This window comes from Amycolatopsis sp. Hca4, assembly GCF_013364075.1.
Taxonomy (GTDB): domain Bacteria; phylum Actinomycetota; class Actinomycetes; order Mycobacteriales; family Pseudonocardiaceae; genus Amycolatopsis.
Genome location: NZ_CP054925.1, coordinates 4,957,083 through 4,979,131, shown reverse-complemented (window position 1 = coordinate 4,979,131; position 22,049 = coordinate 4,957,083). Strand labels below are relative to the sequence as shown.

Annotated in this window: 20 protein-coding genes; 13 read left to right on the top strand and 7 right to left on the bottom strand. The window is 71.6% G+C overall.

Features of this window, described 5'->3' with window-relative positions; translation table 11 throughout:
- Entirely contained in the window at positions 1 to 1,293 is a 1,293-nt protein-coding gene (locus HUT10_RS21655) for a DUF58 domain-containing protein (protein ID WP_176172899.1), read from the top strand.
- Here HUT10_RS21655 and HUT10_RS21650 read toward each other — a convergent pair.
- On the bottom strand, positions 1,290 to 2,297 hold the full coding sequence (locus tag HUT10_RS21650) for a stage II sporulation protein M (protein ID WP_176172898.1): 1,008 nt from the start codon (positions 2,295 to 2,297) through the stop codon (positions 1,290 to 1,292). The two genes, HUT10_RS21655 and HUT10_RS21650, sit on opposite strands and share 4 nt — an antisense overlap.
- 33 nt (positions 2,298 to 2,330) lie before the next feature.
- On the opposite strand from HUT10_RS21650, the gene HUT10_RS21645 reads away from it, so the two are divergent.
- Positions 2,331 to 3,257, top strand: a complete 927-nt coding sequence (locus HUT10_RS21645) for an RDD family protein (RefSeq protein ID WP_176172897.1) — start codon at positions 2,331 to 2,333, stop codon at positions 3,255 to 3,257.
- Between the two features lie 6 nt (positions 3,258 to 3,263).
- Here HUT10_RS21645 and HUT10_RS21640 read toward each other — a convergent pair whose 3' ends face one another.
- The gene (locus tag HUT10_RS21640) at positions 3,264 to 4,613 is read right to left on the bottom strand and encodes a neutral zinc metallopeptidase (RefSeq protein WP_303246974.1); all 1,350 of its coding nucleotides are present in this window, start codon (positions 4,611 to 4,613) and stop codon (positions 3,264 to 3,266) included.
- A 248-nt stretch (positions 4,614 to 4,861) separates the two neighbouring features.
- Here HUT10_RS21640 and HUT10_RS21635 point away from each other — a divergent pair, with 248 nt between their 5' ends.
- From HUT10_RS21635 to HUT10_RS21585, 11 genes are all read left to right on the top strand, one after another.
- Positions 4,862 to 6,553 carry a DUF2207 domain-containing protein gene (locus HUT10_RS21635; protein WP_176177932.1) on the top strand — a complete coding sequence of 564 codons (1,692 nt, stop codon included), beginning with the start codon at positions 4,862 to 4,864 and terminating at the stop codon, positions 6,551 to 6,553.
- Positions 6,554 to 6,555: 2 nt separating this feature from the next.
- The gene (locus tag HUT10_RS21630; RefSeq protein ID WP_176172896.1) at positions 6,556 to 8,118 is read left to right on the top strand and encodes a DUF2207 domain-containing protein; all 1,563 of its coding nucleotides are present in this window, start codon (positions 6,556 to 6,558) and stop codon (positions 8,116 to 8,118) included.
- Between the two features lie 9 nt (positions 8,119 to 8,127).
- Complete coding sequence (locus HUT10_RS21625; protein WP_176172895.1) at positions 8,128 to 9,420, top strand: pitrilysin family protein; 1,293 nt, start codon at positions 8,128 to 8,130, stop codon at positions 9,418 to 9,420.
- Positions 9,417 to 10,796, top strand: a complete 1,380-nt coding sequence (locus tag HUT10_RS21620; RefSeq protein ID WP_176172894.1) for a pitrilysin family protein — start codon at positions 9,417 to 9,419, stop codon at positions 10,794 to 10,796. The genes HUT10_RS21625 and HUT10_RS21620 overlap by 4 nt, the downstream gene beginning before the upstream one ends.
- The gene (gene nudC, locus HUT10_RS21615; protein WP_176172893.1) at positions 10,796 to 11,815 is read left to right on the top strand and encodes an NAD(+) diphosphatase; all 1,020 of its coding nucleotides are present in this window, start codon (positions 10,796 to 10,798) and stop codon (positions 11,813 to 11,815) included. The genes HUT10_RS21620 and nudC overlap by 1 nt, the downstream gene beginning before the upstream one ends.
- 229 nt (positions 11,816 to 12,044) lie before the next feature.
- Entirely contained in the window at positions 12,045 to 13,244 is a 1,200-nt protein-coding gene (locus HUT10_RS21610) for an ROK family transcriptional regulator (RefSeq protein ID WP_176177931.1), read from the top strand.
- A 23-nt stretch (positions 13,245 to 13,267) separates the two neighbouring features.
- The gene (locus tag HUT10_RS21605) at positions 13,268 to 14,626 is read left to right on the top strand and encodes an extracellular solute-binding protein (RefSeq protein WP_176172892.1); all 1,359 of its coding nucleotides are present in this window, start codon (positions 13,268 to 13,270) and stop codon (positions 14,624 to 14,626) included.
- On the top strand, positions 14,623 to 15,612 hold the full coding sequence (locus HUT10_RS21600; protein WP_176172891.1) for a carbohydrate ABC transporter permease: 990 nt from the start codon (positions 14,623 to 14,625) through the stop codon (positions 15,610 to 15,612). Before HUT10_RS21605 ends, HUT10_RS21600 begins: the two co-directional genes overlap by 4 nt.
- A complete protein-coding gene (locus tag HUT10_RS21595) occupies positions 15,609 to 16,499 on the top strand; it encodes a carbohydrate ABC transporter permease (RefSeq protein ID WP_176172890.1) in 891 nt (296 codons plus the stop codon). The genes HUT10_RS21600 and HUT10_RS21595 overlap by 4 nt, the downstream gene beginning before the upstream one ends.
- A complete protein-coding gene (locus tag HUT10_RS21590) occupies positions 16,496 to 17,761 on the top strand; it encodes a 6-phospho-beta-glucosidase (RefSeq protein ID WP_176172889.1) in 1,266 nt (421 codons plus the stop codon). The genes HUT10_RS21595 and HUT10_RS21590 overlap by 4 nt, the downstream gene beginning before the upstream one ends.
- On the top strand, positions 17,758 to 18,729 hold the full coding sequence (locus HUT10_RS21585; RefSeq protein WP_176172888.1) for an N-acetylglucosamine kinase: 972 nt from the start codon (positions 17,758 to 17,760) through the stop codon (positions 18,727 to 18,729). Before HUT10_RS21590 ends, HUT10_RS21585 begins: the two co-directional genes overlap by 4 nt.
- Positions 18,730 to 18,784: 55 nt before the next feature.
- Here the strand turns inward: HUT10_RS21585 and HUT10_RS21580 are convergent, their stop codons facing one another.
- The 5 genes from HUT10_RS21580 to HUT10_RS21560 all read right to left on the bottom strand — a co-directional run bounded on the left by HUT10_RS21580 (position 18,785) and on the right by HUT10_RS21560 (position 21,953).
- On the bottom strand, positions 18,785 to 19,297 hold the full coding sequence (locus HUT10_RS21580) for an SRPBCC domain-containing protein (RefSeq protein WP_176172887.1): 513 nt from the start codon (positions 19,295 to 19,297) through the stop codon (positions 18,785 to 18,787).
- Entirely contained in the window at positions 19,294 to 19,617 is a 324-nt protein-coding gene (locus HUT10_RS21575) for a helix-turn-helix transcriptional regulator (protein WP_003092533.1), read from the bottom strand. The genes HUT10_RS21580 and HUT10_RS21575 overlap by 4 nt, the downstream gene beginning before the upstream one ends.
- 118 nt (positions 19,618 to 19,735) lie before the next feature.
- On the bottom strand, positions 19,736 to 19,996 hold the full coding sequence (locus HUT10_RS21570; protein WP_176172886.1) for a DUF2510 domain-containing protein: 261 nt from the start codon (positions 19,994 to 19,996) through the stop codon (positions 19,736 to 19,738).
- A gap of 95 nt (positions 19,997 to 20,091) precedes the next feature.
- A complete protein-coding gene (locus tag HUT10_RS21565) occupies positions 20,092 to 21,459 on the bottom strand; it encodes a gluconate:H+ symporter (protein ID WP_176172885.1) in 1,368 nt (455 codons plus the stop codon).
- A complete protein-coding gene (locus HUT10_RS21560; RefSeq protein ID WP_176172884.1) occupies positions 21,456 to 21,953 on the bottom strand; it encodes a gluconokinase in 498 nt (165 codons plus the stop codon). The genes HUT10_RS21565 and HUT10_RS21560 overlap by 4 nt, the downstream gene beginning before the upstream one ends.
- Positions 21,954 to 22,049 lie beyond the last annotated feature (96 nt).

The window sequence follows — 22,049 nt, the reverse complement described above, 5'->3', positions numbered from 1 at the left end:
ATGGCGGTCACCGGAAGGCTCGGGCTGCTGGCGCTGTTCGGCGCGCTGGTGGTCGGGCTGCTCCTGCCGTCGGTCACCGGGCTGCTGGTGGTCGGCGCGGTGCTGCTGGTGCTCGTCCTGGCCGACCTGGCGCTGGCGGGCAGCGTGCGGGCGCTGGCGTTCGCGCGCTCGGGCGACACGTCGGTCCGGCTCGGCGAGCCGTGCGAGGTGCGGCTCGTGGTCGCGAACCCGGGCGGCCGGGCGGTGCGCGGGCAGCTGCGGGACGCGTGGCCGCCCAGCGCGGGCGCCGAAGACCGGCATGCGCTGCGCGTCCCGGCGGGGGAGCGGCGGGCGCTGGTGACCTCGCTGCGGCCGACCCGGCGCGGCGACCGGACGGCGGCGCGGGTGACGGTCCGGTCGGTCGGCCCGCTGGGTCTGGCCGCGCGCCAGGGTTCGCACGCGGTGCCGTGGACGGTCCGGGTGCTGCCGCCGTTCCACAGCCGCAAGCACCTGCCGTCGCGGCTGGCGCGGCTGCAGCAGCTCGACGGCCGCAACGCGGTGCTGATCCGCGGCCAGGGCACGGAGTTCGACTCGCTGCGCGAGTACGTCATCGGCGACGACGTCCGGTCGATCGACTGGCGCGCGACCGCGCGGGCGGCCGACGTCATGGTCCGGACCTGGCGGCCGGAGCGCGACCGGCACGTGGTGCTGGTCCTCGACACCGGCCGCGTTTCGGCGGGCCGGGTGGGCGACGCACCGCGCCTCGACGCGGCCATGGACGCGGCGTTGTTGCTGGCGGCACTGGCTTCCCGGGCCGGCGACCGCGTCGACCTGCTGGCCTACGACCGGCGCCTGCGGGCGGCGGTGCAGGGGTCGTCGGGAGCGTCGTTGCTGACGTCGCTGGTGAACGCGATGGCCCCGCTCGAACCGTCCCTGGTGGAGACGGACGCGCGCGGGATGATCGCGGAGGTGCTGCAGCGGACGCGCCGCCGCGCCTTGGTCGTGCTGCTGACCGGGCTGGACGCGGCGCCGCTGGAGGAAGGGCTGTTCCCGGTGCTGAGCTCGCTGCGGGGCCGCCACGAGCTGATCGTGGCGTCGGTGGCGGACCCGCGGGTGGCGGAGATGCTGACGGCCCGCGGCGACGCGGAAGCGGTCTACGACGCGGCGTCGGCCGCTCGCACGACGGCCGAGCGCAGCCGGATGACCGAGCGCCTGGTGCGGCACGGGGTGAGTGTGGTGGACGCGGTCCCGGAGGAACTGCCGCCGGCGCTGGCGGACCGGTACCTGGCCTTGAAAGCCGCCGGACGGCTTTAGGCCGCTTCGGGCAGTGCGTCCCCGGTGTCGCGGGCGTCGAGGTCGCCGACCTCGCCGTCCTTCGCCGCGCGCCTGCCGAGGGTGAAGACGTAGACCAGGAAGCCGATTTCCACCGCCACGCCGATGCCCACCCGCAGCCACGTCGGCCAGCCCGACGGGGTCACGAACGCCTCGATCACCCCGGTCACGAACAGCACGCACGTCAGCCCGAGCGCCATCACCACCACCGACCGGCCCTGCTCGGCGAGCGCCGCCGTGCGGGAGCGGCGGCCCGGGTCGATCACCGTCCAGCCGAGCTTCAGGCCCGTTCCCGCCGCGACGAACACCGCCGTCAGCTCCAGGAGGCCGTGGGGGAGCAGGAGACCGATCATCACGTCGCCGCGGCCGGCCGCGCTCATCGCGCCGATGATCACCCCGGCGTTGAGCGCGTTCATCCAGAGCGCGGCGATCACCGGCAGGCCCAGCGCAACGCCGAGGAACAGGCAGGTCGCCGCCACCCACGCGTTGTTCGTCCACACGTGCGCCGCGAAGGACGCCGCCGGCCCGGTCGAGTAGTAGGACTCCGCGTCGCCGCCCGGCTTGGTCAGCTCGTTCAGTTCGGCCGCGGAGCCCAGTGACGCCCGCACGACCGGGTCGCGCGCGACCCAGACGGCGATCGCCACCATCACCGCGATCGACACCAGCGCGGCCGGGATCCACCAGCGCCGGGACAGGTAGACGGCGGCCGGGAAGCGGCGCGTGAAGAACCGGGCGACCTCGCGCCACGCCGGGTTGTGCGACCCGGAGACCGCCGACCGGCCGCGCGCGACCAGGTCCGACAGCCGGCCGAGCAGCGCCGGGTCCGGCGCGACCGACCGCACGATCGACAGGTGCGTCGCGGTCCGCTGGTAGAGCGTCACCAGCTCGTCGGCCTCGGGCCCGGTCAGCTTGCCGCCGCGCCGGACCAGCTCGCCGAGCCGGGTCCACTCCGCCGAGTGCGCGGCGACGAAGACGTCCACATCCACACCGGCCACCCTATCCGTCGATACGCTGGACCCGTGCTTGAGGAATCGGAGCTGGTCACCGGCGAAGCGGTCGTCCTGGACCTGCGCGTGGCCAAGCTCGCCAGCCGCGCGCTGGCGCTGGCGCTGGACGTCCTGCTGCAGGTGGCGCTGCTGATCGGGGCGGCCCTGATCCTCTCGTTCACGGTGCAGACCGGCGACGAGTCGCTGTTCGTCGCCCTGCTGCTGGTGTGCCTGGTGCTGGTGATGGTCGGCTACCCGGTCATCTCCGAGACGCTGACCCGGGGCCGTTCGCTGGGCAAGATGGCGGTGGGCCTGCGGGTGGTGCGCGTCGACGGCGGCCCGATCCGGTTCCGGCACGCACTGGTCCGCGGGCTCGCGGGGTTCGTCGTGGACTTCTGGGCGCTCGGGCTGTTCGGCGCGGTCGCGGTGATCGTGTCGCTGTGCTCGTCGAACGGCCGCCGCGTCGGCGACTTCCTGGCCGGGACCCTGGTGGTCCGCGACCGCGTCCCGGACGGCGCGGCGCACGCGCCGATCGCGATGCCGCCGGGCCTCGAGGGCTGGGCGGCCCAGCTCGACCTGACCCGGCTCCCGGACGACCTCGCGCTGGCGAGCCGCCAGTTCCTGGCCCGGTTCCGCGAGCTGCGGCCGGAAGCGTCGCACGCACTCGGCTGGGGGCTCGCGCAGCAGGTGGGCAACGCGCTGGGCACCCCGGTGCCGCCCGGGGTGCCGCCGTGGGCGTTCCTGTCGGCGGTGCTGGCGGAGCGGCGCAACCGGGACCACGCGCGGGCGTTCCAGGCGTACGTCGCGCAGACGCGGCCGGGTTACCAGCCGTACCCGGGGCCGCAGGCGGCTCAGCCCTGGTCGCCGGGGCCGCAGCCGGGCGGTGTCCCGCCGGAGCCGCCGACCCCGCCGTCCGGGACGCCGGTGCCGGTGGAGAACCCGTTCACCCCGCCGAGCTGACCGGCGCTACGAGACGTCGCCCGAGGGCGAAAGCCACGTGTTGCACTGCTGGTTGCGGTTCTTGGTGGCGCCGTGCTGCCACCAGCTGATGTTGTGCCTGGCGCTGCCGTGGTCGCGTTTGCCGTTGCGGGCGTAGTCGTCGCCGCGGTCCTGGGCGTTCCAGGCTTCGTTGTAGACGTTCTTGTCGACCGAGCCGCCCGAGACCGAGGCCGAGCCGAGGAACATGCCGGAGAAGCACTGGGCCTCGAGTTCCAGCCGGCGGGACAGTTCGAGGCCGGCCGCGGAGTCGGCGCCCGCGTCGTAGCGCTGGTTGGCGAACGCCTCGGTGATGCCCGACATGTTCTGCACGTGGTGGCCGTACTCGTGGGCCAGGATCGACAGGTACGGACCGGGGTGGTTGCCCCACACGTCGAGCTCGATGCGGTCCATCGGCATGTAGATCGTGTTGTTCGCCGAACAGTAGAACGGCGTGACGCCGGTGGTCGTGCCCCCGCTGCCGCACGGGGTCGACGATTCCGACAGCGACCGCGGCACCGACAGGTTCGGCGACTTGAACGGCAGGTCGGCGGCGCCGAGCATGCGCGACCACATCGCGTCGAGGCAGCCGATGCCGGACTGGAAGAACCGCTGGACGCTGGCCTGGTCGGTCGCCCAGCGGCTGAGTGAGCACGGGATGTTCTGCAGGCCGTAGTCCGCGCGGGCGAAGAGCGGGTTGTCGCCGGTGGCCACGACCGACCGCGGCCCGGACGGCGGTGGTGAGGTCGGGATTTCCCGTTCGGTGGTGCGGGTGGCCGTGGTTTCTTCGGCCGACGACGTGCTCGCGGCGGTGGTGGTCGTCGCTTCGGTGGTGGTTTCCTCGGTGGTGGTCGGGTAGGTACTGGCGTAGCCGGCGTCGGCGACGTGCCGCTTGTGGTTGCCGGACAGCGCCACGGCGGCGATGAGCCCACCGGCGACGGCGACGATCGCGAAGATGGCGACGGCGACGATGACACCGGTGTTCGACTTCTTGGCGACGTAGGGGGTGTAGCCGGGCGCGAACCGCGGCCCGAAGGAGGGCGGCGCGGCATAGCCGGGGGTGAAGACGGGCGGCGGCGCGGCGACGGGAGGCGGCAGCGGAGCCCGCGTAGGCGGCGGGAGCGGGCGACCGTACGGAGTCCCGTGCGGCTGGACCGGCCCGCCGGGTGCCCCGAAGGGGTTCGGCGGTGCGGGTGTGCCGGGCCCGGCCGGCCCGGGAGCACCGTGGGGGACCGGCCGGCCACCCGGCCCGGGCGCTCCGAAGCGGCCCGGCGGCCCACCCTGCCCCGGCAGCGGGCGCACCCCGGGCGGCGGCAGCGGCCGCGCTCCCGGCGGCGGCACCGGGCGGCGCGGATCGTGCGGACCTGGGCCGGAGCCAGGGACGTGACCGGGACCGGATCCGGATCCGGGGCCATGACCGGGACCGGAGCCAGGACCGCCCCCGGGACCCTGCGGGCCGTGCGTCATCGAGTGGAACCCCCCGTGCGATTTCCCCGTCGGAAGCGGCGTACCTGCGGTGATCGCGCCGTTCCGGGCGTCAGCATAGATCGGGTGCTCTAGGGTGTGGTGCTGTGTCGAAGAAATGGGCGATCGCCGCCGCGGTCGCCGTCGTGGCCGTGGTGGCTGCCGCCGGGCCCGCCGGTGCGCAGGGGCCTTCGGCCGGGCCCGTCCTGCCGAACCAGCCCGAGGACCAGGTCAAGAAACCCCAGCTGCTCACCGGCCAGGACGTCCGGCCGGAAGGCACCACCGCCGACGTCGCCCTCAAGCTCCTGCGGGACGGCACCCTTTCCGTCACCGAGCGCGTCACCGTCCCCGGCGGGCAGCACCTCACCTCGCGCGTCCCGCTGAAGGTCCCGGCGAGCGACGACCAGGACCGCGTCTTCGCCGTCCGCGACGTCAAGACCGAGGGCGCCACCGGTGAACTCACCGGCGACCAGCTCGTCCTCACCTTCCCGGCCGGCACCAGCAGCGTCAGCTACACCGTCGACGGCGCCGTCGCCGACCAGGGCGGCCGGCAGCAGGCCCGCTGGCAGGTCGGCAGCGGCTTCGACGCCCCGCTCGCCAAGCTGACCGCGTCGCTGCTCGCCCCTTCGCCGCAATTGTCCCCTGTGGACTGTTTGGCCGGCCCGGTCGGCTCGAGCCAGCGCTGCACCCTCGCCGAGCTCGACCACACCGGGGTCGTGCGGCTGGAACAGAACGACGTCCGCCCCGGCGACCGCGTCGACCTCCTCGTCGGCCTGCCCGCGGGCACCACGCCGGCGAACGCGGAGTTCGCCGCCATCGGCCTGCTCGCCAACGCCTTCGCCCTCACGCCCCTGACCGGAATCGCCTTCGCCGTCCTGCTCGCCTTCCTCGTCGCGGCCGCGCTCTTCGTGTGGCGCCGCCGCAAGCAGGACGCCGGCGCGCTGCGCGCCGCCACCGGGCCGGTCGAGGTCCTGCTGCGCGAAGGCGACCGTGTCTTCTTCGCCAGCCCCGACGGCGTGCTGCCCGGGCAGGTCGGCACGGTCGTCGACGAGACCGTCGACGTCGTGGACATCAGCGCCACCGTGGTCGACCTGGCCGTCCGCAACTACCTGTGGCTGGCCGAAGTCCCGGGTCCGGACTGGCAGATCGCCCGCCGCAACCCGCCGGACGAGCACCTCCACGACTTCGAGCGCGCCGTCTGCGAAACCCTGCTGCCGCCGGGCACCGACACCGTGCTCGTGTCGCAGCTGCGCGCCCGCGGCGGCCTCGACCTGCGCCGGATCAGCGACGCGATGTACGCCGACGTCGTCGGCAAGCGCTGGTTCTCCCGCCGCCCCGACACCGCCCGCGGCCGGCTGACCTGGCTCGGCGCCGGGATCTTCACCCTCGGCCTTGCCGCCACCGCGGTGCTCACCTTCACCATCGGGTACGCGCTGCTCGGCGTGGCCGTCGCGCTGGCCGGGCTCGCCGTCGTCGCGGTGGCCGCGCTGCTGCCGTCCCGCACCGCCCGCGGCCGGGCGCTGGCCGGGCAGGTCCGCGGCCTGCTCGACTACCTGCACACCGCGCGCGCCGAGGACATCCCGCCCGCCGACCGCGAGCTGGTGTTCTCCCGCTCGCTGCCGTACGCGGTCGTGCTGGGCGACACCGAACGCTGGCTCGGCGCCTTCGCCGCGCTCAACCCGGCGGCCGACGGCTCGGCCGGGCTGTACTGGTACGGCGGCATGGAGGCCGAACCCGACCTGCGCCGCTTCGGCGCGCACTTCCCGTCGTTCCTGACCGCGCTCGACGGCGTGCTCACCGCCGCCGCGGCCCGCTGACCGTGCTCGCCGGGGCGCTGCTGGCGCTCGCCCTGGCCGCCGGCCCCGCGGACCAGCCGCCCCTGCCCACGGTGCCGCAGAGCGCGGAGATCCAGCTGAAGGTCGAGCGCGACGGCTCGCTGTCGGTCGTCGAGGCGATCTCGGTCCCCGACGGCCTCACCATGGACCGCCGGGTCGCGCTGCGCGTCCCCGCGGCCCACCACCGCGACCGCGTCTACGGCGTCCGGGACGTCGTCCTCGAAGGCCGCGGGACGGCGAGCGTCGACGACGACGTGTTCGCCGTGCACCTCACCGCGGGCACCTCGGTCGTCCGGTACACAGTGGACGGTGCGGTGGCCGGCGACCGGGTCACCTGGGAGCTGGCCGGTGGCTGGAGCGCCGGGCTGAAGTTCCTCCGCGCCTCCTTCGCCGCGCCGAAGATCCCCACCGCGGTCGACTGCACCGCCGGCGACTTCCCCTGCGCGGCCGCGCAGATCGACCACGCCGGGCTGACCCGCTTCAGCCAGCAGAACCTCGCCGCGGGGCAGCGGATGACGGCGACCGTCGAGCTGCCGGCGGGCACCGTGCCCGCCGACGAGGTCCTGGTCCCGGCGACGACGATCGCCGGGGCGTTCGTGCTCACCGCCCCGGTCGGCTGGGCCTGGGTCGCCTTCGGCGCGCTGCTCCTGATCGCGGCCGCGCTGGTGGGAGCGGCCCGCCGTCGTGACTCCCGCGCAGGCGAACCGGACGAGGTGAGCCTGCTCGCCGCGAACGGCGGGTTCGCGTCCCCGGCCGGGGTGCTGCCCGGCCACACCGGGGTCCTCCTGCGCGGCCGGGCCGGGCCGCTCGACCTGGCCGCGACCGTGCTCGACCTCACCGTCCGCAACTACCTCTGGGTGAGCGAGGACGGGACCCGGCTGACCCGCCGCAACCCCGCCGACGAGCACCTGTCGCCCTTCGAACGTGCTGTCTTCGAAGCCGTCCTGCCGGACGACACGGTGACGCTCGCCGAACTGCGGCAGCGACGCGTCGAAATCCCCCGCGCCGAGCTGGAGGCCGACCTCGTCCGGCGGGGCTGGTTCGGGACGCGGCGGCTTCGCCGGGCCGGGATCCGGATCGCCTGCTACGGCGTCTTCCTCACCGCCCTGCTGGCCCTGACCGTCGGGTACGCCCAGCTCGGCCTGATCCTCGCGCTGGCGGGGGTCGCCGCCGTCGCCGCTTCGGCCGCCCTGCCCGCGCGGCGGCGAGCGGGCGCCGAGGTCGCCCGCCGGCTCCGCGGCGTCGCCGCGGTCCGGGCGAAGGACTTCGACAAGCCGCAGCGCGAGCTGGTCTTCTCCCGCGGCCTGCCGTACGCGCTCGCTCTGGGCGAACTGGCCTCCTGGGTGGCCGGGTTCGACGGCCTGAAGCACCCGCCGCGGGTCTACTGGCACGCCGGCGACATCACCCCTGACCAGGCCGGATCCTTCGCGGCCGGGTTGGCGGGGACGTTCGCCGCCGCCCGCCGCGGCCGCCTGCTCGACGGCGCGGCCGGTGACACCCCTTCTCAGCAGCCAGTCGGGACGCAGAGCACCGCCTCGCCGTCGTAGGGTGGGGCCATGGCCGATCCCGAGCTCGTCCGATACACCCTCGACAACGGTCTGCGGGTGGTTCTCGCCCCCGACGCGACCGCGCCGGTGGTCGGCGTCAGCGTGCACTACGACGTGGGTTTCCGCTCCGAGCCGGAGGGGCGCACCGGTTTCGCGCACCTCTTCGAGCACCTGATGTTCCAGGGCTCGGAGAGCCTGGAGAAACTCGCGCACTTCCGGCACGTGCAGTCCAGCGGCGGGACCTTCAACGGGTCCACCCACCCGGACTACACCGACTACTTCGAGGTGCTCCCGAGCGCCGCGCTGGAGCGGGCGCTGTTCCTCGAGGCCGACCGCATGCGCGCGCCCAAGCTGACCGCGGAGAACCTCGCGAACCAGATCGACGTCGTCAAGGAGGAGATCCGGCTCAACGTGCTGAACCGGCCCTACGGCGGGTTCCCGTGGATCACCCTGCCGCCGGTGCTGTACTCGACGTTCCCCAACGCCCACAACGGCTACGGCGGCTTCGAGGACCTCGAAAGCGCCACGGTCGACGACTGCGCGGCGTTTTTCGACACCTACTACTCGCCGGCGAACGCCGTGCTCACGGTGGCGGGTGACTTCGAGGTGGACAACGCCAAGAAGCTGATCGAGGAGCACTTCGGCGACGTCCCGCACCGGCCGGCGCCGGAGCGGCCGTCGTTCGCCGAGCCGCTGCCGACCACCGAGCTGCGCGGCGAGGTCGAGGACGCGCACGCCCCGCTGCCCGCGCTGGGCATCGGCTACCGGATGCCGGACCCGATCAACGACGTCGACAGCTACCTGGCCTACCTGGTCCTGGCCGGCGTGCTCACCGACGGTGACGGCTCCCGCCTGCAGCAGCGGCTGGTGCACAAGGAGCCCCTGGTCGTCGACATCGGGGCGGGCGCCGGGCTGTTCGGCCCGTTCGAGGCACGTGACCCGGACACGTTCACCATCACCCTGATCCACCCGCACGAGGTGCCCCGCGAGCGCGTGCTCGCCGCGCTGGACGACGAGCTCGAGAAGCTCGCCGAGACCCCGCCGAGCGAGGAGGAGCTGCGCAAGGTCACCGCCCGCTGGACGGCGAGCCTGCACTCCGAGCACGACAGGCTGGTGTCGCGGACCCTGGCCCTCGGCTCGTTCGAACTGCTCTACGGCGACGCGTCGCTGGTGTACCGGCTCGCGGACCGGATGTCCGCCGTCACCGCGGAGGCCGTGTCGGCGGCGGCGAAGGCGCTGCGCCCGGACGCGCGCGCCGTGCTGGTGGTCAAGCCCGCTTCGGAAGGGAACAACGAGCAGTGACTTCAGCAACGCACCGCAGCGCCGAGGAGATCGGCCGCACCGCGCGGGGACCGCGGCCGCTGCCGCCCCTCGGGGAGCAGCGGGCCGCCGCCGACCTGTCCCATGTGGACACGACGCTGGCGAACGGCCTGCGCGTGCTGGCCGTGCGCAAGGCGACCGTGCCGCTGGTCGAGGCCCGGCTGTGGATCCCGTTCGCGGGCGACGACGCCCTGCACCCGGCCACGGCCGAGGTGCTCGCCGAGACGATCCTGACCGGGACGGCGCGGCGCAACCGCATCGAGATCGACGCCGAGCTGGCCTTGATCGGCGGCGACATCGGCGCCGGCGTCGACCCGGAGCGCCTGGTGCTCACCGGGTCCGCGCTGGCCGACAAGCTGCCGACGTTCCTCGACGTCCTCGGCGACGTCCTCACCGGGGCGACCTACGCCGACGAGGAGATCGCGCGCGAGAAGGAGCGGCTGGTCGAGCGGATCGCCGTCTCGCGCACCCAGCCGCGCACGATCGCGCGGGAGGCCCTGCAGAAGCACCGCTACGGCGACCACCCGGCCACGCGCGAGGTCCCGCGTGCCGAAGACGTCGCGGTCGTGACGCCGGAGCAGGTGCGAGCGCTGCACCAGGCGTCGGTGCTGCCGCGCGGTTCGGTCATGGTGCTGGTCGGCGACCTCGACCCGGACGGCGTCATCGGGGAGCTGGAGAAGGTGCTCGGCGGCTGGGCGTCGGACCGCTCCGCCGTGCGGCTGCCGCCGCTGCCGGACCTGACCGGGCCGAGCGTGCTGCTGGTGCCACGCGCGGGTGCGGTGCAGTCGCAGATCCGGCTCTCGGCGCAGACGATCCCGCGCACCGACCCGGGTTACGCGGCACTGCAGCTGGCGAACCTGGCCTACGGCGGGTACTTCTCGTCGCGGCTGGTGGAGAACATCCGCGAGAACAAGGGGTACACCTACTCCGCGCACTCCGGCTTCGAGTTCACCGACGGCACGGCGGTGGTCAACGTCGACGCGGACACCGCGACCGACGCGACGGCCCCGGCGCTGCTGGAGACCCGCTACGAGCTGGGCCGCCTCGGCCAGGTCCCGCCGTCCGGCGACGAGCTGGAGTCGGTGCGGCAGTACGCGATCGGTTCGCTGCTGACGTCGACGTCGTCGCAGTCCGGGCTGGCCGGGCAGGTGCTGGCGCTGGCCTCGACCGGGCTGGGCCTGGAGTGGCTGAACGAGCACCCGGCGCGCGTGGCCGCGGTGACCGCTGAGGACGTGGCGGAGGCGGCGCTGAAGTACTTCGCGCCCAAGCGGTTCACGGGCGTGGTGGTCGGCGACGCGACGGTGCTGGAGCGCAAACTCCTGGCGCTCGGCGACGTCGTCGTTGGCGAGCCGGCCTGATGTCCGTCCCGTTCACCCTCGGTGCCCTGCCGACCCTGTCCCGGTCCACAGTGGACCGCCAGGAAGGCTTGCGCACCAACCCTTCGCGGCTGATCGCCCGCTGGCCTGACGCCCGGGTCGTCCTCCTGGACGACGCCGGGCGCACCCCGGTGGCCGAGGGCGCGTCGACCCTGGCGTTCCGCAAGGCGATCGACTTCGGCTCGGCGCCCCCGGAAGACGCGGTGTTCCTCGGCGAGTGGCAGGACGTCGACTACTGGTCACTGCCGGGCGGCCCGTCGGGCTCGGCCGACACCGTGAAGATGGCCGGGAGCTGGGGTTTCGTCGAGGAGGTCCCGCGAGCGGACGGCGAGGTCTGGGTCGAGCTGCGCGGCTACGGGGACCTCCTGGACGACACGTCGGCCGGCCTGTTCACGACGGCGCAGGCATTGCGCTTCTGGCGCCGCCAGGCGAAGTTCTGCACGAGGTGCGGAAGCCCGACGGAGCTGATCCAGTTCGGCTGGGCGAGCAGGTGCACGAACGACGGCCGCGAGGAGTACCCGCGCACGGACCCGGCGGTGATCTGCCTGGTGCACTCGTACGAGGGAACCAACGGCTCGCACGTCCTGCTGGCCCGCCAGCCGATCTGGCCGGCGGGGCGGTATTCGGTCCTGGCGGGGTTCGTCGAGGCGGGGGAGTCCCTGGAGGCCTGCGTGGTCCGGGAGATCCGCGAAGAGGTCGGTGCCGCGGTGTCCGACGTGCGGTACCTGGGGAGCCAGCCGTGGCCGTTCCCGAGGTCGATCATGCTGGGGTTCACGGCCCGGGCGGACCGATCGCTGCCGTTGGTGCCGGCGGACGGAGAGATCGAAGAGGCGTTGTGGGTGTCGCGGGCTGAGGTGCGCGCGGCGTTCGAGAACAGCGCGGACCGGGGGTCGGGGTCGCGGCCGACGCCGATCGCCGATGGGGCGGCGGAGATCATCCTGCCGGGCAACTCGTCGATCGCCCGCGTGATGCTGAAGGCCTGGGCGGACGCGGAGGAGTAACCACCCGCCACAGAGCGCGACCACAAAACGGCCCCGGCTACCCGCCGGGGCCGTTTCTGTTGCGCCCCGTGCACGTTTCCGCCAGGTGGCCCAGCGGGACCGAAGGCGTTACCTGCTCGTTTCACCAGACCGTTGACGGCTGTGCCCCGGCTCACTACAGTCCCCGGAAACCGTCTGTAAAGTATCCTAATTAAGTCCGGAGGGACGAGTGCGAGCCGGTAGCCCGCGGATGCTGCGCGAGATCAACGATCGCGCCGCCATCGAGGTCCTCCTGCGGGAGGGGCCGCTCACGCGGGCCGAACTCGAGCTCGCCATCGGGCTCTCCAAGCCCGCCACCGCCCAGCTGCTCACCCGGCTCGAGCAGGACAACCTCGTCACGAAAGCCGGCGTGCGGGGCGGCGGCCGGGGGCCTCGGGCCCAGCTCTGGGCGGCCAACGGCGGCCTCGCCTTCGTCGCCGCCGTCGATCTCACGCCTCATCTGGCCGATTTCGTCGTGGCCGATGTCGCCGGGGTCGTGCTCGCCGAGTACCGGACCCCGCTGCCCGTGCACGCCGGGGCCGACGTCGTCGGGACCTTCGGCGAAGCACTCCAGAGGGTCGCCGAAGAAGCCGGCATCCGGAGGGAAGACCTGGCCCACGTGGTGATCGGCGCGCAGGGGGCGTTCGATCCGCGCACCGGCCTGCTCTCCTCCGCCCCGCACATCCCCGGCTGGCTGGGCTTCGACGTCCCGCAGAAGCTCAGCGACGAGCTCGGCGTCGACGTCCTCATCGAAAACGACGTCAACCTGGTCGCCGTCGAAGAGATGACCGTCGGGATGGCGCAGGACGTCGACGACTTCGTCATGGTCTGGCTGTCCGAAGGCGTCGGCGGTGCCGTCGTCATCGGGCGGCGGCTCCTGCGCGGCGCCACCGGCGGTGGCGGCGAGATCGACTGGATGCGGGTGCCCGATCCGGCCACCGTGGACACCGGGGACGTCTGGCCCGAGGCCGGCGCCCGGTTCGGCAACCTGGTCGACTCGCCCGCCATCTGCCGGCTCGCCGCCGCGCACGGCATCGAGGCCGGAACCGCCTGGGAAGCAGTGGAGAAAGCCGGGAAAGGCCACCCCTTCCTCGACGATCTCGCCAGAAGGGTCGCCGGGGGCGTCGCCAACCTCGTCGCCGTCGCCGATCCCCAGCTCGTGCTCCTCTGCGGCGACACCAGCCGGGCCGGCGGCGAAGAGTTCGCCGCGCTCGTGCAGGAGAAGCTGCACGAACTCGTCCTGCCGCGCACGCCCGTCGGCTGCGCTTCCGTGCAGGGCAACGCCGTGCGCGCGGGCGCGCTGCAGTCGGCGCTCGCCACCACCCGTGAGGACGTCTTCGGCGTCGTCACCCCCACGCTCCTCGGGTCGCGCCGGCCCGAGGGCGACAGCACCCGTTCACGACTCCAGTAGCCCAACCGATGAGGAGGAGGGCCATGCCCCCGACCACCCGGACCCGCCGTGGCGCCTTGCTGGTGGCCGCCGCCGCGGCGTCCGTCCTGCTGACCAGCGCCTGTTCCGGCGCCGCCGCCCCGAGCGGGGGTGACACGGCCGCCGCGCCCGGCAAGGACGACAAGCTCACGATCACCGTGTACTCCAAGTTCACCGACCGCGAGTACGGCGTGGTCACCGCGGGCCTGAACAAGCTCAAGGCGAAGTACCCGAACATCGAGATCAAGCACGAGGGCAACCAGGACGACGACAAGCTCACCCAGTCGATCCGCGGCGGCAATCCACCGGACGTCGCCATCTCCTTCTACACCGACAACCTGGGTGCCTGGTGCTCCACCGGCAGCTTCCAGGACCTCAAGCCCTACATCGACCGCGACAAGATCGACCTGAACCAAATCCCCGAAGCGGTCCGCAATTACACGGAGTACCAGGGCAAGCGGTGCGCGATGCCGATGCTCGCCGACGTCTACGGCTTCTACTACAACAAGGACATGTTCGCGGCGAAGGGGGTCACCTCGCCGCCGAAGACCACGGACGAGCTGCTCGAGGACGCCAAAAAGCTGACCGAGTACAACGCGGACGGCTCGATCAAGGTCGCCGGCTTCCTGCCGTCGATGCCGTTCTACGCCAACCAGGCCCAGTACTGGGCGCCGAACTTCGGCGCGCCGTTCCTCGGCCCGGACGGCAAGTCGGACCTCGCCACCAACCCCGGCTGGAAGGCGATGTTCGAGTTCCAGCAGAAGCTGATCGACGCGCTCGGTGGCCACGACAAGGTCGAGAAGTTCAAGGCCGGTCTCGGTGACGAGTACTCCGCCGACAACGGCTTCCAGAAGGGCAAGCTGGCGATGATCTACGACGGTGAGTTCCGCACCGCGTTCATCAAGGACCAGGCGCCGACCTTGAACTACGCCACTGCGCCCGCCCCGGTGCTCACCACCATGGCGGACAAATACGGAAGTGCCTTCACCACCGGCACGATCATCGCCATCCCCAAGGGCGCCAAGAACCCCGGCGCCGCGTGGGAGCTGATCAAGCAGGTCACGCTGGACACCGACACCCTGGTGGACATGGCCAACGGCCTGAAGAACGTGCCCAGCACGAAGGCCTCGCTGACGTCGCCGCGCCTCGACCTGCAGCCGCAGTTCAAGACGTTCCTCGACATGTACGACAGCGGCAAGCTCGTCTCGAACCAGACCACGCCGATCGGTGACGCGCACCTCAAGGCGGTCAACGACTTCGCCGAGAAGTGGCAGGCCGGCTCGATCCCCGATCTGACCGCGGGCCTGCAGAAGGTCGACGCGCAGATCAACGACGAGCTGAAGCAGAAGGGCGCGGGCGGATGACCACGCTCGTCGCCAAGACCGACGGTTCCCCGTCCGCACCGGCCAAGGTGCGGGCGGGGGCCCGCCGGGCCAAGCGCCGCCGGACCGTGCTGTTCTTCATGGCCCCGGCGTTCCTCGGGTTCCTCATCTTCTTCGGCTACCCGCTGATCGCCACGGTCTACTACTCCTTCACCCGCTACGACCTGATCAACCCGCCGCAGTTCATCGGCTTCGACAACTACGTCCGGATGTTCACCAGCGAGCCGCTGGTGGGCACGGCCGCGTACAACACGCTGTGGCTGGTGGTCGTGCTGACGGTCTGCCGCGTGGTGTTCTCCCTCGGCATCGCGTCGGTGATTTCGCGGCTGAAGTCGGGCGTCGGCCTGGTCCGGACGCTCTGCTACCTGCCGACCCTCGCCCCGCCCGCGGCGGCCACGCTGGCGTTCGTCTTCGTGTTCAACCCGGAGTTCGGCCCGGTCAACCGGTTCCTGCGGCTCGTCGGCATCGACGGCGGTCTCTGGTTCAACAGCCCGGCCATGTCCAAGCCCGCGCTGACGCTGCTGGCGCTGTGGGGCTCCGGCGAGCTGATGATCATCATCCTGGCCGCGCTGCTGGACGTCCCGGCCGAGCAGTACGAAGCCGCCGAGCTGGACGGCGCCGGGCCGGTCCGCCGGTTCTGGCACGTCACGCTGCCGTCGATCTCGCCGGTGCTGCTGTTCGGCGTGGTCAACTCGATCATCTACGCCCTGCAGTTCTTCACCCAGGCGATCGTGGCGGCCTCGGCGAGCGCCGGCACCGCGGACGTCGCCGGCAACTCGAAGCTCATCGGGGCACCGCAGAACTCGACGCTGACCTACCCGATTTGGCTGTACGTCCAGGGTTTCCGCTACTTCAACATGGGCTACGCGGCCGCGATGGCGGTGCTGCTGTTCATCGTTTCCTCGGGCTTCACCTGGATCCTCGTGAGGCAGCTCAGGAAGTCCCAGCACCAGGAGGAGGGGGCATGACCGCGGTGGCCGAAGCGCCGCAGAAGGCTGCGGGCGTACCGCCGAAGGTGCGGTTCAAGCGGAACTGGGACAAGCGGCTGTCGTTCATCGCGCTGCATTCGGTCGGCATCGCGCTCGGCGTGATCTTCATGCTGCCGCTGCTGTTCGTCTTCCTCACCGCGGTGATGAAGAGCGACCAGGCGATGACGGCGAGCCTGTGGCCGACCGAATGGCACTTCGAGAACTTCGTCAAGGTGTTCCAGAAGGCGCCGCTGCTCGAATACTTCGGCAACAGCCTGCTGTATTCGGCGCTGGCCACGGTCGGCGCGCTGCTTTCGGCGATCCCGGCCGCGTACGCGCTGTCGAAGCTCAAGTGGCGCGGGCAGAACCTGTTCTTCATGCTGACTGTGGCGGCGATGCTGCTGCCGCCGCAGGTCACCGTCGTGCCGCTGTACGACCTGTGGGTCCGGCTGGGCCTCACCGGCACGCTGGTGCCGCTGATCGTGCCGTACTTCTTCTTCGACGCGTTCTCGATCTTCCTGCTCCGGCAGTTCTTCCTGACGATTCCGAAGGACTACCTCGAAGCGGCGAAGATCGACGGCTGCAACGAGTTCCAGGCGATGTACCGCGTGCTGATCCCGATGGCCAAACCCGGGATCGCGGCCACCGCCATGTTCTGCTTCCTGTTCACCTGGAACGACTACTTCGGGCCGCTGCTCTACACCGGCGAGAACCAGGACCACTGGCCGCTTTCGCTGGCCATCGCGTCCTTCCGCGGCATGCACCACGTGGAGTGGAACATGACGATGGCGGCGACCGCGCTGATCATGGCGCCGGTGATCGTGCTGTTCGTGTTCGCGCAGAAGTCGTTCGTCAAGGGCATCACATTCACGGGGGTCAAGGGATGAAGCTGGCAGTCGTCGGTGGCGGGTCCACCTACACGCCGGAGCTGATCGACGGGATCGCCGGCCGTCGGTCCACTTTGGACGTCGACGAGATCGTGCTGGTCGACCCGGACGCCTACCGCGTCGAGGCGGTCGGCGGGTTCAGCCGGCGGCTGCTGTCGCACGCCGGCCACCCGGCGCAGGTGCGGACGACGCAGTCGCTGGAAGAAGGCGTCGACGGCGCTTCCGCGGTGCTGATCCAGCTGCGCGTCGGCGGGCAGCGGGCGCGGCGCTCGGACGAGACGTTCCCGCACGTCTGCGGCTGCGTCGGCCAGGAGACGACCGGCGCGGGCGGGCTGGCGAAGGCGCTGCGCACGGTCCCGGTGGTGCTCGACATCGCCGACCGCGTCCGCAAGATCGCCGGCGACGACACGTGGATCGTCAACTTCACCAACCCGGTCGGCATCGTCACGCGGGCGCTGCTCAACGAGGGGCACCGCGCGGTCGGGCTCTGCAACGTCGCCATCAACCTGCAGCGCCAGTTCGGCAAGCTGCTCGGGGTCGGCGCGGACGACGTCAAGCTCGTCCACACCGGGCTCAACCACCTGAGCTGGGAGCGCGGCGCGCTCGTCGGCGGCGTCGACCGGCTGCCCGAGCTCCTCGATGAACACCTGGAGTACCTGTCCAACGAGGTCAGCGTGCCCGAGAAGTGGTTGCGGCGGATGAACGTCGTGCCGTCGTACTACCTGAAGTACTTCTACGCGCACGACGAGCAGGTCACCAAGCAGCGCACCGAGCGGCCGCGCGCGGACGTCGTGTCCGACGTCGAGGAAGAGCTGCTGAAGATCTACCTCGACCCGGAGCAGAACACGAAGCCGGAGTCCCTGGAGAAGCGCGGCGGGGCGTACTACTCGGAGGCCGCCGTGCAGCTGGTGCACGCGCTGACCGCAGGCGGCCCGGCCGAGGAGCACGTGGTGAACGTCCGCAACGACGGCACGTTCCCCTTCCTGCCGGACGACGCCGTCATCGAGGCGCGGTCCATTGTGGACTCGAAGGGTGCGACGCCGATTCCGCAACCGGCGGTCGAGCCGCAGTACTCGGGCCTGATCTCGGCGACGACGGCGTACGAGTTCCTGGCTTTGGAGGCAGCGCTGAAGGGTGGCCGCGACCGCGTGGCCGACGCGCTGCTGGCGCACCCGCTGGTCGGCCAGTACACCAAGGCCGACACGCTGGCCGATTCGCTGGTCCAGATCAACCGCGAATACCTGCCCTGGGCGCGCGGATGAGGCCCGCTGTCATCGCGATCGACGGCGGAAACAGCAAGACCGAGGTCCTGGTGATCTCGGAAGACGGCGTGGTGCTGGGCAAGTCGAGAGGCCCCGGCGCGTCGCCGCAGAACATCGGCGTCGCGGCCTGTGTCACGGCGCTGGAGGGCCTGGTGCTGGAGGCGCTGGGCCCGGGCGCGGGCGAAAAGCCGTTCGCCGTGCACACCTCGGCGTACCTGGCCGGGCTGGACTTCCCGCGCGAGGAGGAGGCGCTGCACGCGGCGCTCTCGGCGCGCGGGTGGAGCGACACCCTGACGGTCGGCAACGACACCCTCGCGCTGCTCCGGGCGGGCAGCGCGGGGGTGGGTGTCGCGGTCGTCTGCGGCGCCGGGATCAACGGCGCCGGCGTCGGCCCCGACGGCCGCGTCCACCGCTTTCCCGCGCTGGGCAAGATCTCCGGCGACTGGGGCGGCGGTTACCGGCTCGGCGAGGAAGCGCTGTGGTGGGCCGTGCGCGCCGAGGACGGCCGCGGCCCGCGAACCGCGCTGATGCCCGCGGTGGCGGCGTACTTCGGCAAGCCGACGCTGCTGGACGTGGTGCAGGGCCTGCACTTCGAGGAGATCGACCCGGCGTCGATCCACGGCCTGTGCCCGCTGCTGTTCGAAGTCGCGGCGGCGGGGGACGAGGTCGCGCAGGACATCGTGACGCGGTTCGTCGAAGAGGTCAGCGTGTTCGCGGCGGTGATCCTGCGCGAGCTGGACCTGACCGAGGGCGCCCCGGAGATCGTCCTCGGCGGCGGCGTGCTGACCGGGATCGGCGCGCCGGTGATCGCGGAGATCGAGAAGCGGTGCCTGAAGGTCGCCCCGAAAGCGGTGGTCCGCGTCGTCGACGTGAACCCCGTGGTGGGAGCGGCATTGTTCGGACTCGACGAGCTGGGCGCTCCGGAAGCCGCGAAGGCGGCTTTGAAGGCGGCCACCCAGCGCGTCTGAAGACCCTGGCGGAGCCCGTCCCGAAGCGGCGCGGGACGGGCTCCGCCAGACCCCCTTACGGCGCCGGGACGATGGTGTCGCCGGTCTCCAGCAGCGTCTTGAGGTCGGAGAGGATCCAGGCCCAGCCACCGCCGGCGTTCTCGTTCGGCGGCGCGTCGAGCCGCTCGAAGGAACCACTGACCATCCCGGCGATCGTGGGCGCGCCGGTGACGTCGTGGGTCACGGTCAGCCGGGTGCCGGCGGTCTTGGACTCCTCGATCTCGTAGGTGAGCTTCGTGTAGGGCTCCTCGCTCACGTCCCCGGGCGCCATCAGCAGCTTCCAGGTGAGCACGAGCTTCCGCGGCGGGTCCACTTCCAGTACCTCGCCGTCGACGAGATCGCCGGTCATCCCGGCGTCGATGAACGCCTGCGTCGGGCGCGTGCGGTGCTTGCCGCCCGGGCGCAGGTCGAAGTCGACGAGCCCGGTGTAGCCGTACTTCGCCGTCCACTCGGGCTTCGTGATGGCGTCCCAGATGCGCTCCGGCGACGCCTTGATGTAGACGCGGTAGACCTGCACGGTGTCGGTCATGGTTCTTCGCCTTCCAGCTCGTTCTTGAGGTCGAGGAGCGCGGTGACGTGGCGCTCGGTGTACTTGTCGATCCACCGGTCGTGGATCTGGCGGATCGGGACGGGGTTGAGGAAGTGCCGCTTCTCCCGGCCTTCCTTCCTGGCGACGACGAGCCCGGCCTCCTCGAGGAGTTTCAGGTGTTTCATGACGCCGAAGCGGGTCATCTCCACCTGGGTCTCCAGCTCGGTGAGCGTGCGGCCGTCACGCTCGAAGAGCAGGTCGAGCAGGAACCGGCGGGTCGGATCCGCCAGCGCCTTGAACACCAGGTCGTCGTCGGGCACGTGAGTGAGAATAGGTGACCAAAAGGTCACATGTCAACGTGCGAAGAAGGCCGCCACCCACACCGGGTGACGGCCTTCGGGATCTGCCAAGGCGGTGGTGGCTACCGCCACTACTCGGTTACGTCGCCGGCGCGAAGGACGGCGTCCACTGCGCGCCATCCCACCACTGCGTCGAGCCGGGCTGCGTGGGCGACGGGTACCAGCCCGGCGGCGGCGCGGACGGCGGTGCGGGCTGGGCCTGCTGCTGGAGCTGGGCCTGCTGGAGTCTCGTCTGGACACGCAGCTCCTTCAGCTGGGCCTTGGCCACGCGCTGCTTCTTGCTGCTGCCGCGGACGGCGCCCATCGTGCCGACCATCAGCGTTTTCCGGATGAGTCCCATGCGATCGCACCTTCCGTCGTGAACATCCGGAAGACGCTGGTCAGGGCGGCGGCGTTACGGGTAGATCGGGATCGTGACCTCGAAGGCGTCCGCGGCTAGACGATCAGCGACAGCGGCAGGATCAGCGCGATCGCCACCACGGAGATCAGCGTCTCCATCACCGACCAGCTCTTCAGCGTCTGGCCCACCGACAATCCGAAGTACTCCTTGACCAGCCAGAACCCGGCGTCGTTGACGTGCGAGAAGAACAGCGACCCGGCGCCGATCGCCAGCACCAGCAATGCGCTGTGCGACGGGTCCATCGTCGCCGCCAGCGGGGCCACGATGCCCGCCGCCGAGACCGTGGCCACCGTGGCCGAGCCGGTGGCCAGGCGGATCGCCACCGCGACCAGCCAGCCGAGCAGCAGCGGTGAGAGGTTCGCGTCCTTGGCCAGCCCCGTGATGACTTCGCCGACGCCCGCGTCGACCAGGGTCTGCTTGAAGCCGCCGCCCGCGCCGACGATCAGGATGATCCCCGCGATCGGGCCGAGCGAGTCACCGACCACAGTGGACAGCCGGGCGCGGTCGAGGCCGGCCGGGCGGCCCAGCAGCACCATCCCCACCAGCACCGCCGCCAGCAGCGCGATCAGCGGGTCGCCGACGAAGTCCAGTACGCGGCGGGCCTGGCTGTCCTTGGCCAGCAGGATGTCCGAGAGCGCTTTCGCCAGCATGAGCACGACCGGCAGCAGCACCGTCGTGAGCGTCGCGGCGAAGCTCGGCCGCGGCTTGTCCGTGTCCGCGCGCTCCGGGATCAGCCGCTCCGGCGGCGCCGCGTCCGGGACCAGCCGAGCCGCCACGCGGGCGAACAGCGGGCCCGCGATGACCAGCGTCGGGATGCCGACGAGCAGGCCGAACGCCAGCGTGACACCGACGTTCGCGTTCAGCGCGCCCGCCGCGGCGAGCGGGCCGGGGTGCGGCGGCACCAGGCCGTGCAGCACGGAAAGGCCGGCAACGGCCGGAATTCCCAGCAGCATCAACGGCTTCCCGGTGCGCTTGACCGCGAGCAGCACCACCGGGATCAGCATGACGAGCCCGATCTCGAAGAACATCGGCAGCCCGATCAGGGCGGCGACCAGTGCCATCGCCCACGGCAGCGCGGCGCCGCGGGCCTTGCCGAGCACGGTGTCGACGATCTGGTCGGCGCCGCCGGAGTCGGCGAGCAGCTTGCCGAGCATCGCGCCGAGGGCGATCAGGATGCCGACGGACGCGACCGTGCTGCCGACGCCGGTCGTGAAGCTCTTGAGCAGCTTGTCGACCGGCATCCCGGCGGCCAGCCCGAGCGCGAGCGAGCCGAGGACCAGCGACAGGAACGGGTGCAGCTTCACCTTCGTGATCAGCACGACGATGACGGCGATCGCGACGACGGTCGCGATGATCAGGCGGGTGTCGTGGCCGGTCCAGCCGGCGGCGAGGACGGCGTTCACGCGTGCTCCCGGAAAGCGGTCAAGGCGGCTTCGGTGATCTCTTCCGGAGTTCCGCTGGTGTTGTCGAGGACGACGCCGGACTCGTCCGGCTCGAGGGGTTCGAGGTCGGCGAGCTGCGAATCCAGCAGCGACACCGGCATGAAGTGGCCCTTCCGGGTCTTCATCCGCTCGGCCAGCTGGGCCCGGTCGCCGCTGAGGTGGGCGAACCAGACGTCGCCGCCGCCGCGCAGGACGTCCCGGTACCGCCGCTTGAGCGCGGACGACGTCACCACGCCGCCGGTGTCCTGGTGCGCGCGGATCCAGCCCGCGATGGCTTCGAGCCAGGGCGCGCGGTCTTCGTCCGTCAGCGGCGTACCGGCGGTCATCTTGTCGATGTTGGCCTTCGGGTGGAATGTGTCCGCTTCGGCGTACTCGACGCCGAGGGCCTCGGCGAGCGCCGTGCCGATCGTCGTCTTCCCGGAGCCTGACACCCCCATCACCACGATGACGGTCATCCGCACCTCCCACTTCGTTGTGCCCAGGTGAGTCAAACTCAAAAGTACTACTTATTCAAGATGAAGTACTACTTAATCGAATCAGACGGTTAGGTT

What these genes read in the sequence shown, in the direction of transcription:
- HUT10_RS21655 (WP_176172899.1), top strand. Translation starts at nt 1, where the DNA reads ATGGCGGTCACCGGAAGGCTCGGGCTGCTGGCGCTGTTCGGCGCGCTG.
- HUT10_RS21625 (WP_176172895.1), top strand. Translation starts at nt 8,128, where the DNA reads ATGGCCGATCCCGAGCTCGTCCGATACACCCTCGACAACGGTCTGCGG.
- nudC (WP_176172893.1), top strand. Translation starts at nt 10,796, where the DNA reads ATGTCCGTCCCGTTCACCCTCGGTGCCCTGCCGACCCTGTCCCGGTCC.
- HUT10_RS21610 (WP_176177931.1), top strand. Translation starts at nt 12,045, where the DNA reads ATGCTGCGCGAGATCAACGATCGCGCCGCCATCGAGGTCCTCCTGCGG.
- HUT10_RS21605 (WP_176172892.1), top strand. Translation starts at nt 13,268, where the DNA reads ATGCCCCCGACCACCCGGACCCGCCGTGGCGCCTTGCTGGTGGCCGCC.
- HUT10_RS21600 (WP_176172891.1), top strand. Translation starts at nt 14,623, where the DNA reads ATGACCACGCTCGTCGCCAAGACCGACGGTTCCCCGTCCGCACCGGCC.
- HUT10_RS21595 (WP_176172890.1), top strand. Translation starts at nt 15,609, where the DNA reads ATGACCGCGGTGGCCGAAGCGCCGCAGAAGGCTGCGGGCGTACCGCCG.
- HUT10_RS21590 (WP_176172889.1), top strand. Translation starts at nt 16,496, where the DNA reads ATGAAGCTGGCAGTCGTCGGTGGCGGGTCCACCTACACGCCGGAGCTG.
- HUT10_RS21585 (WP_176172888.1), top strand. Translation starts at nt 17,758, where the DNA reads ATGAGGCCCGCTGTCATCGCGATCGACGGCGGAAACAGCAAGACCGAG.
- HUT10_RS21580 (WP_176172887.1), bottom strand. Translation starts at nt 19,297, where the DNA reads ATGACCGACACCGTGCAGGTCTACCGCGTCTACATCAAGGCGTCGCCG.
- HUT10_RS21570 (WP_176172886.1), bottom strand. Translation starts at nt 19,996, where the DNA reads ATGGGACTCATCCGGAAAACGCTGATGGTCGGCACGATGGGCGCCGTC.
- HUT10_RS21560 (WP_176172884.1), bottom strand. Translation starts at nt 21,953, where the DNA reads ATGACCGTCATCGTGGTGATGGGGGTGTCAGGCTCCGGGAAGACGACG.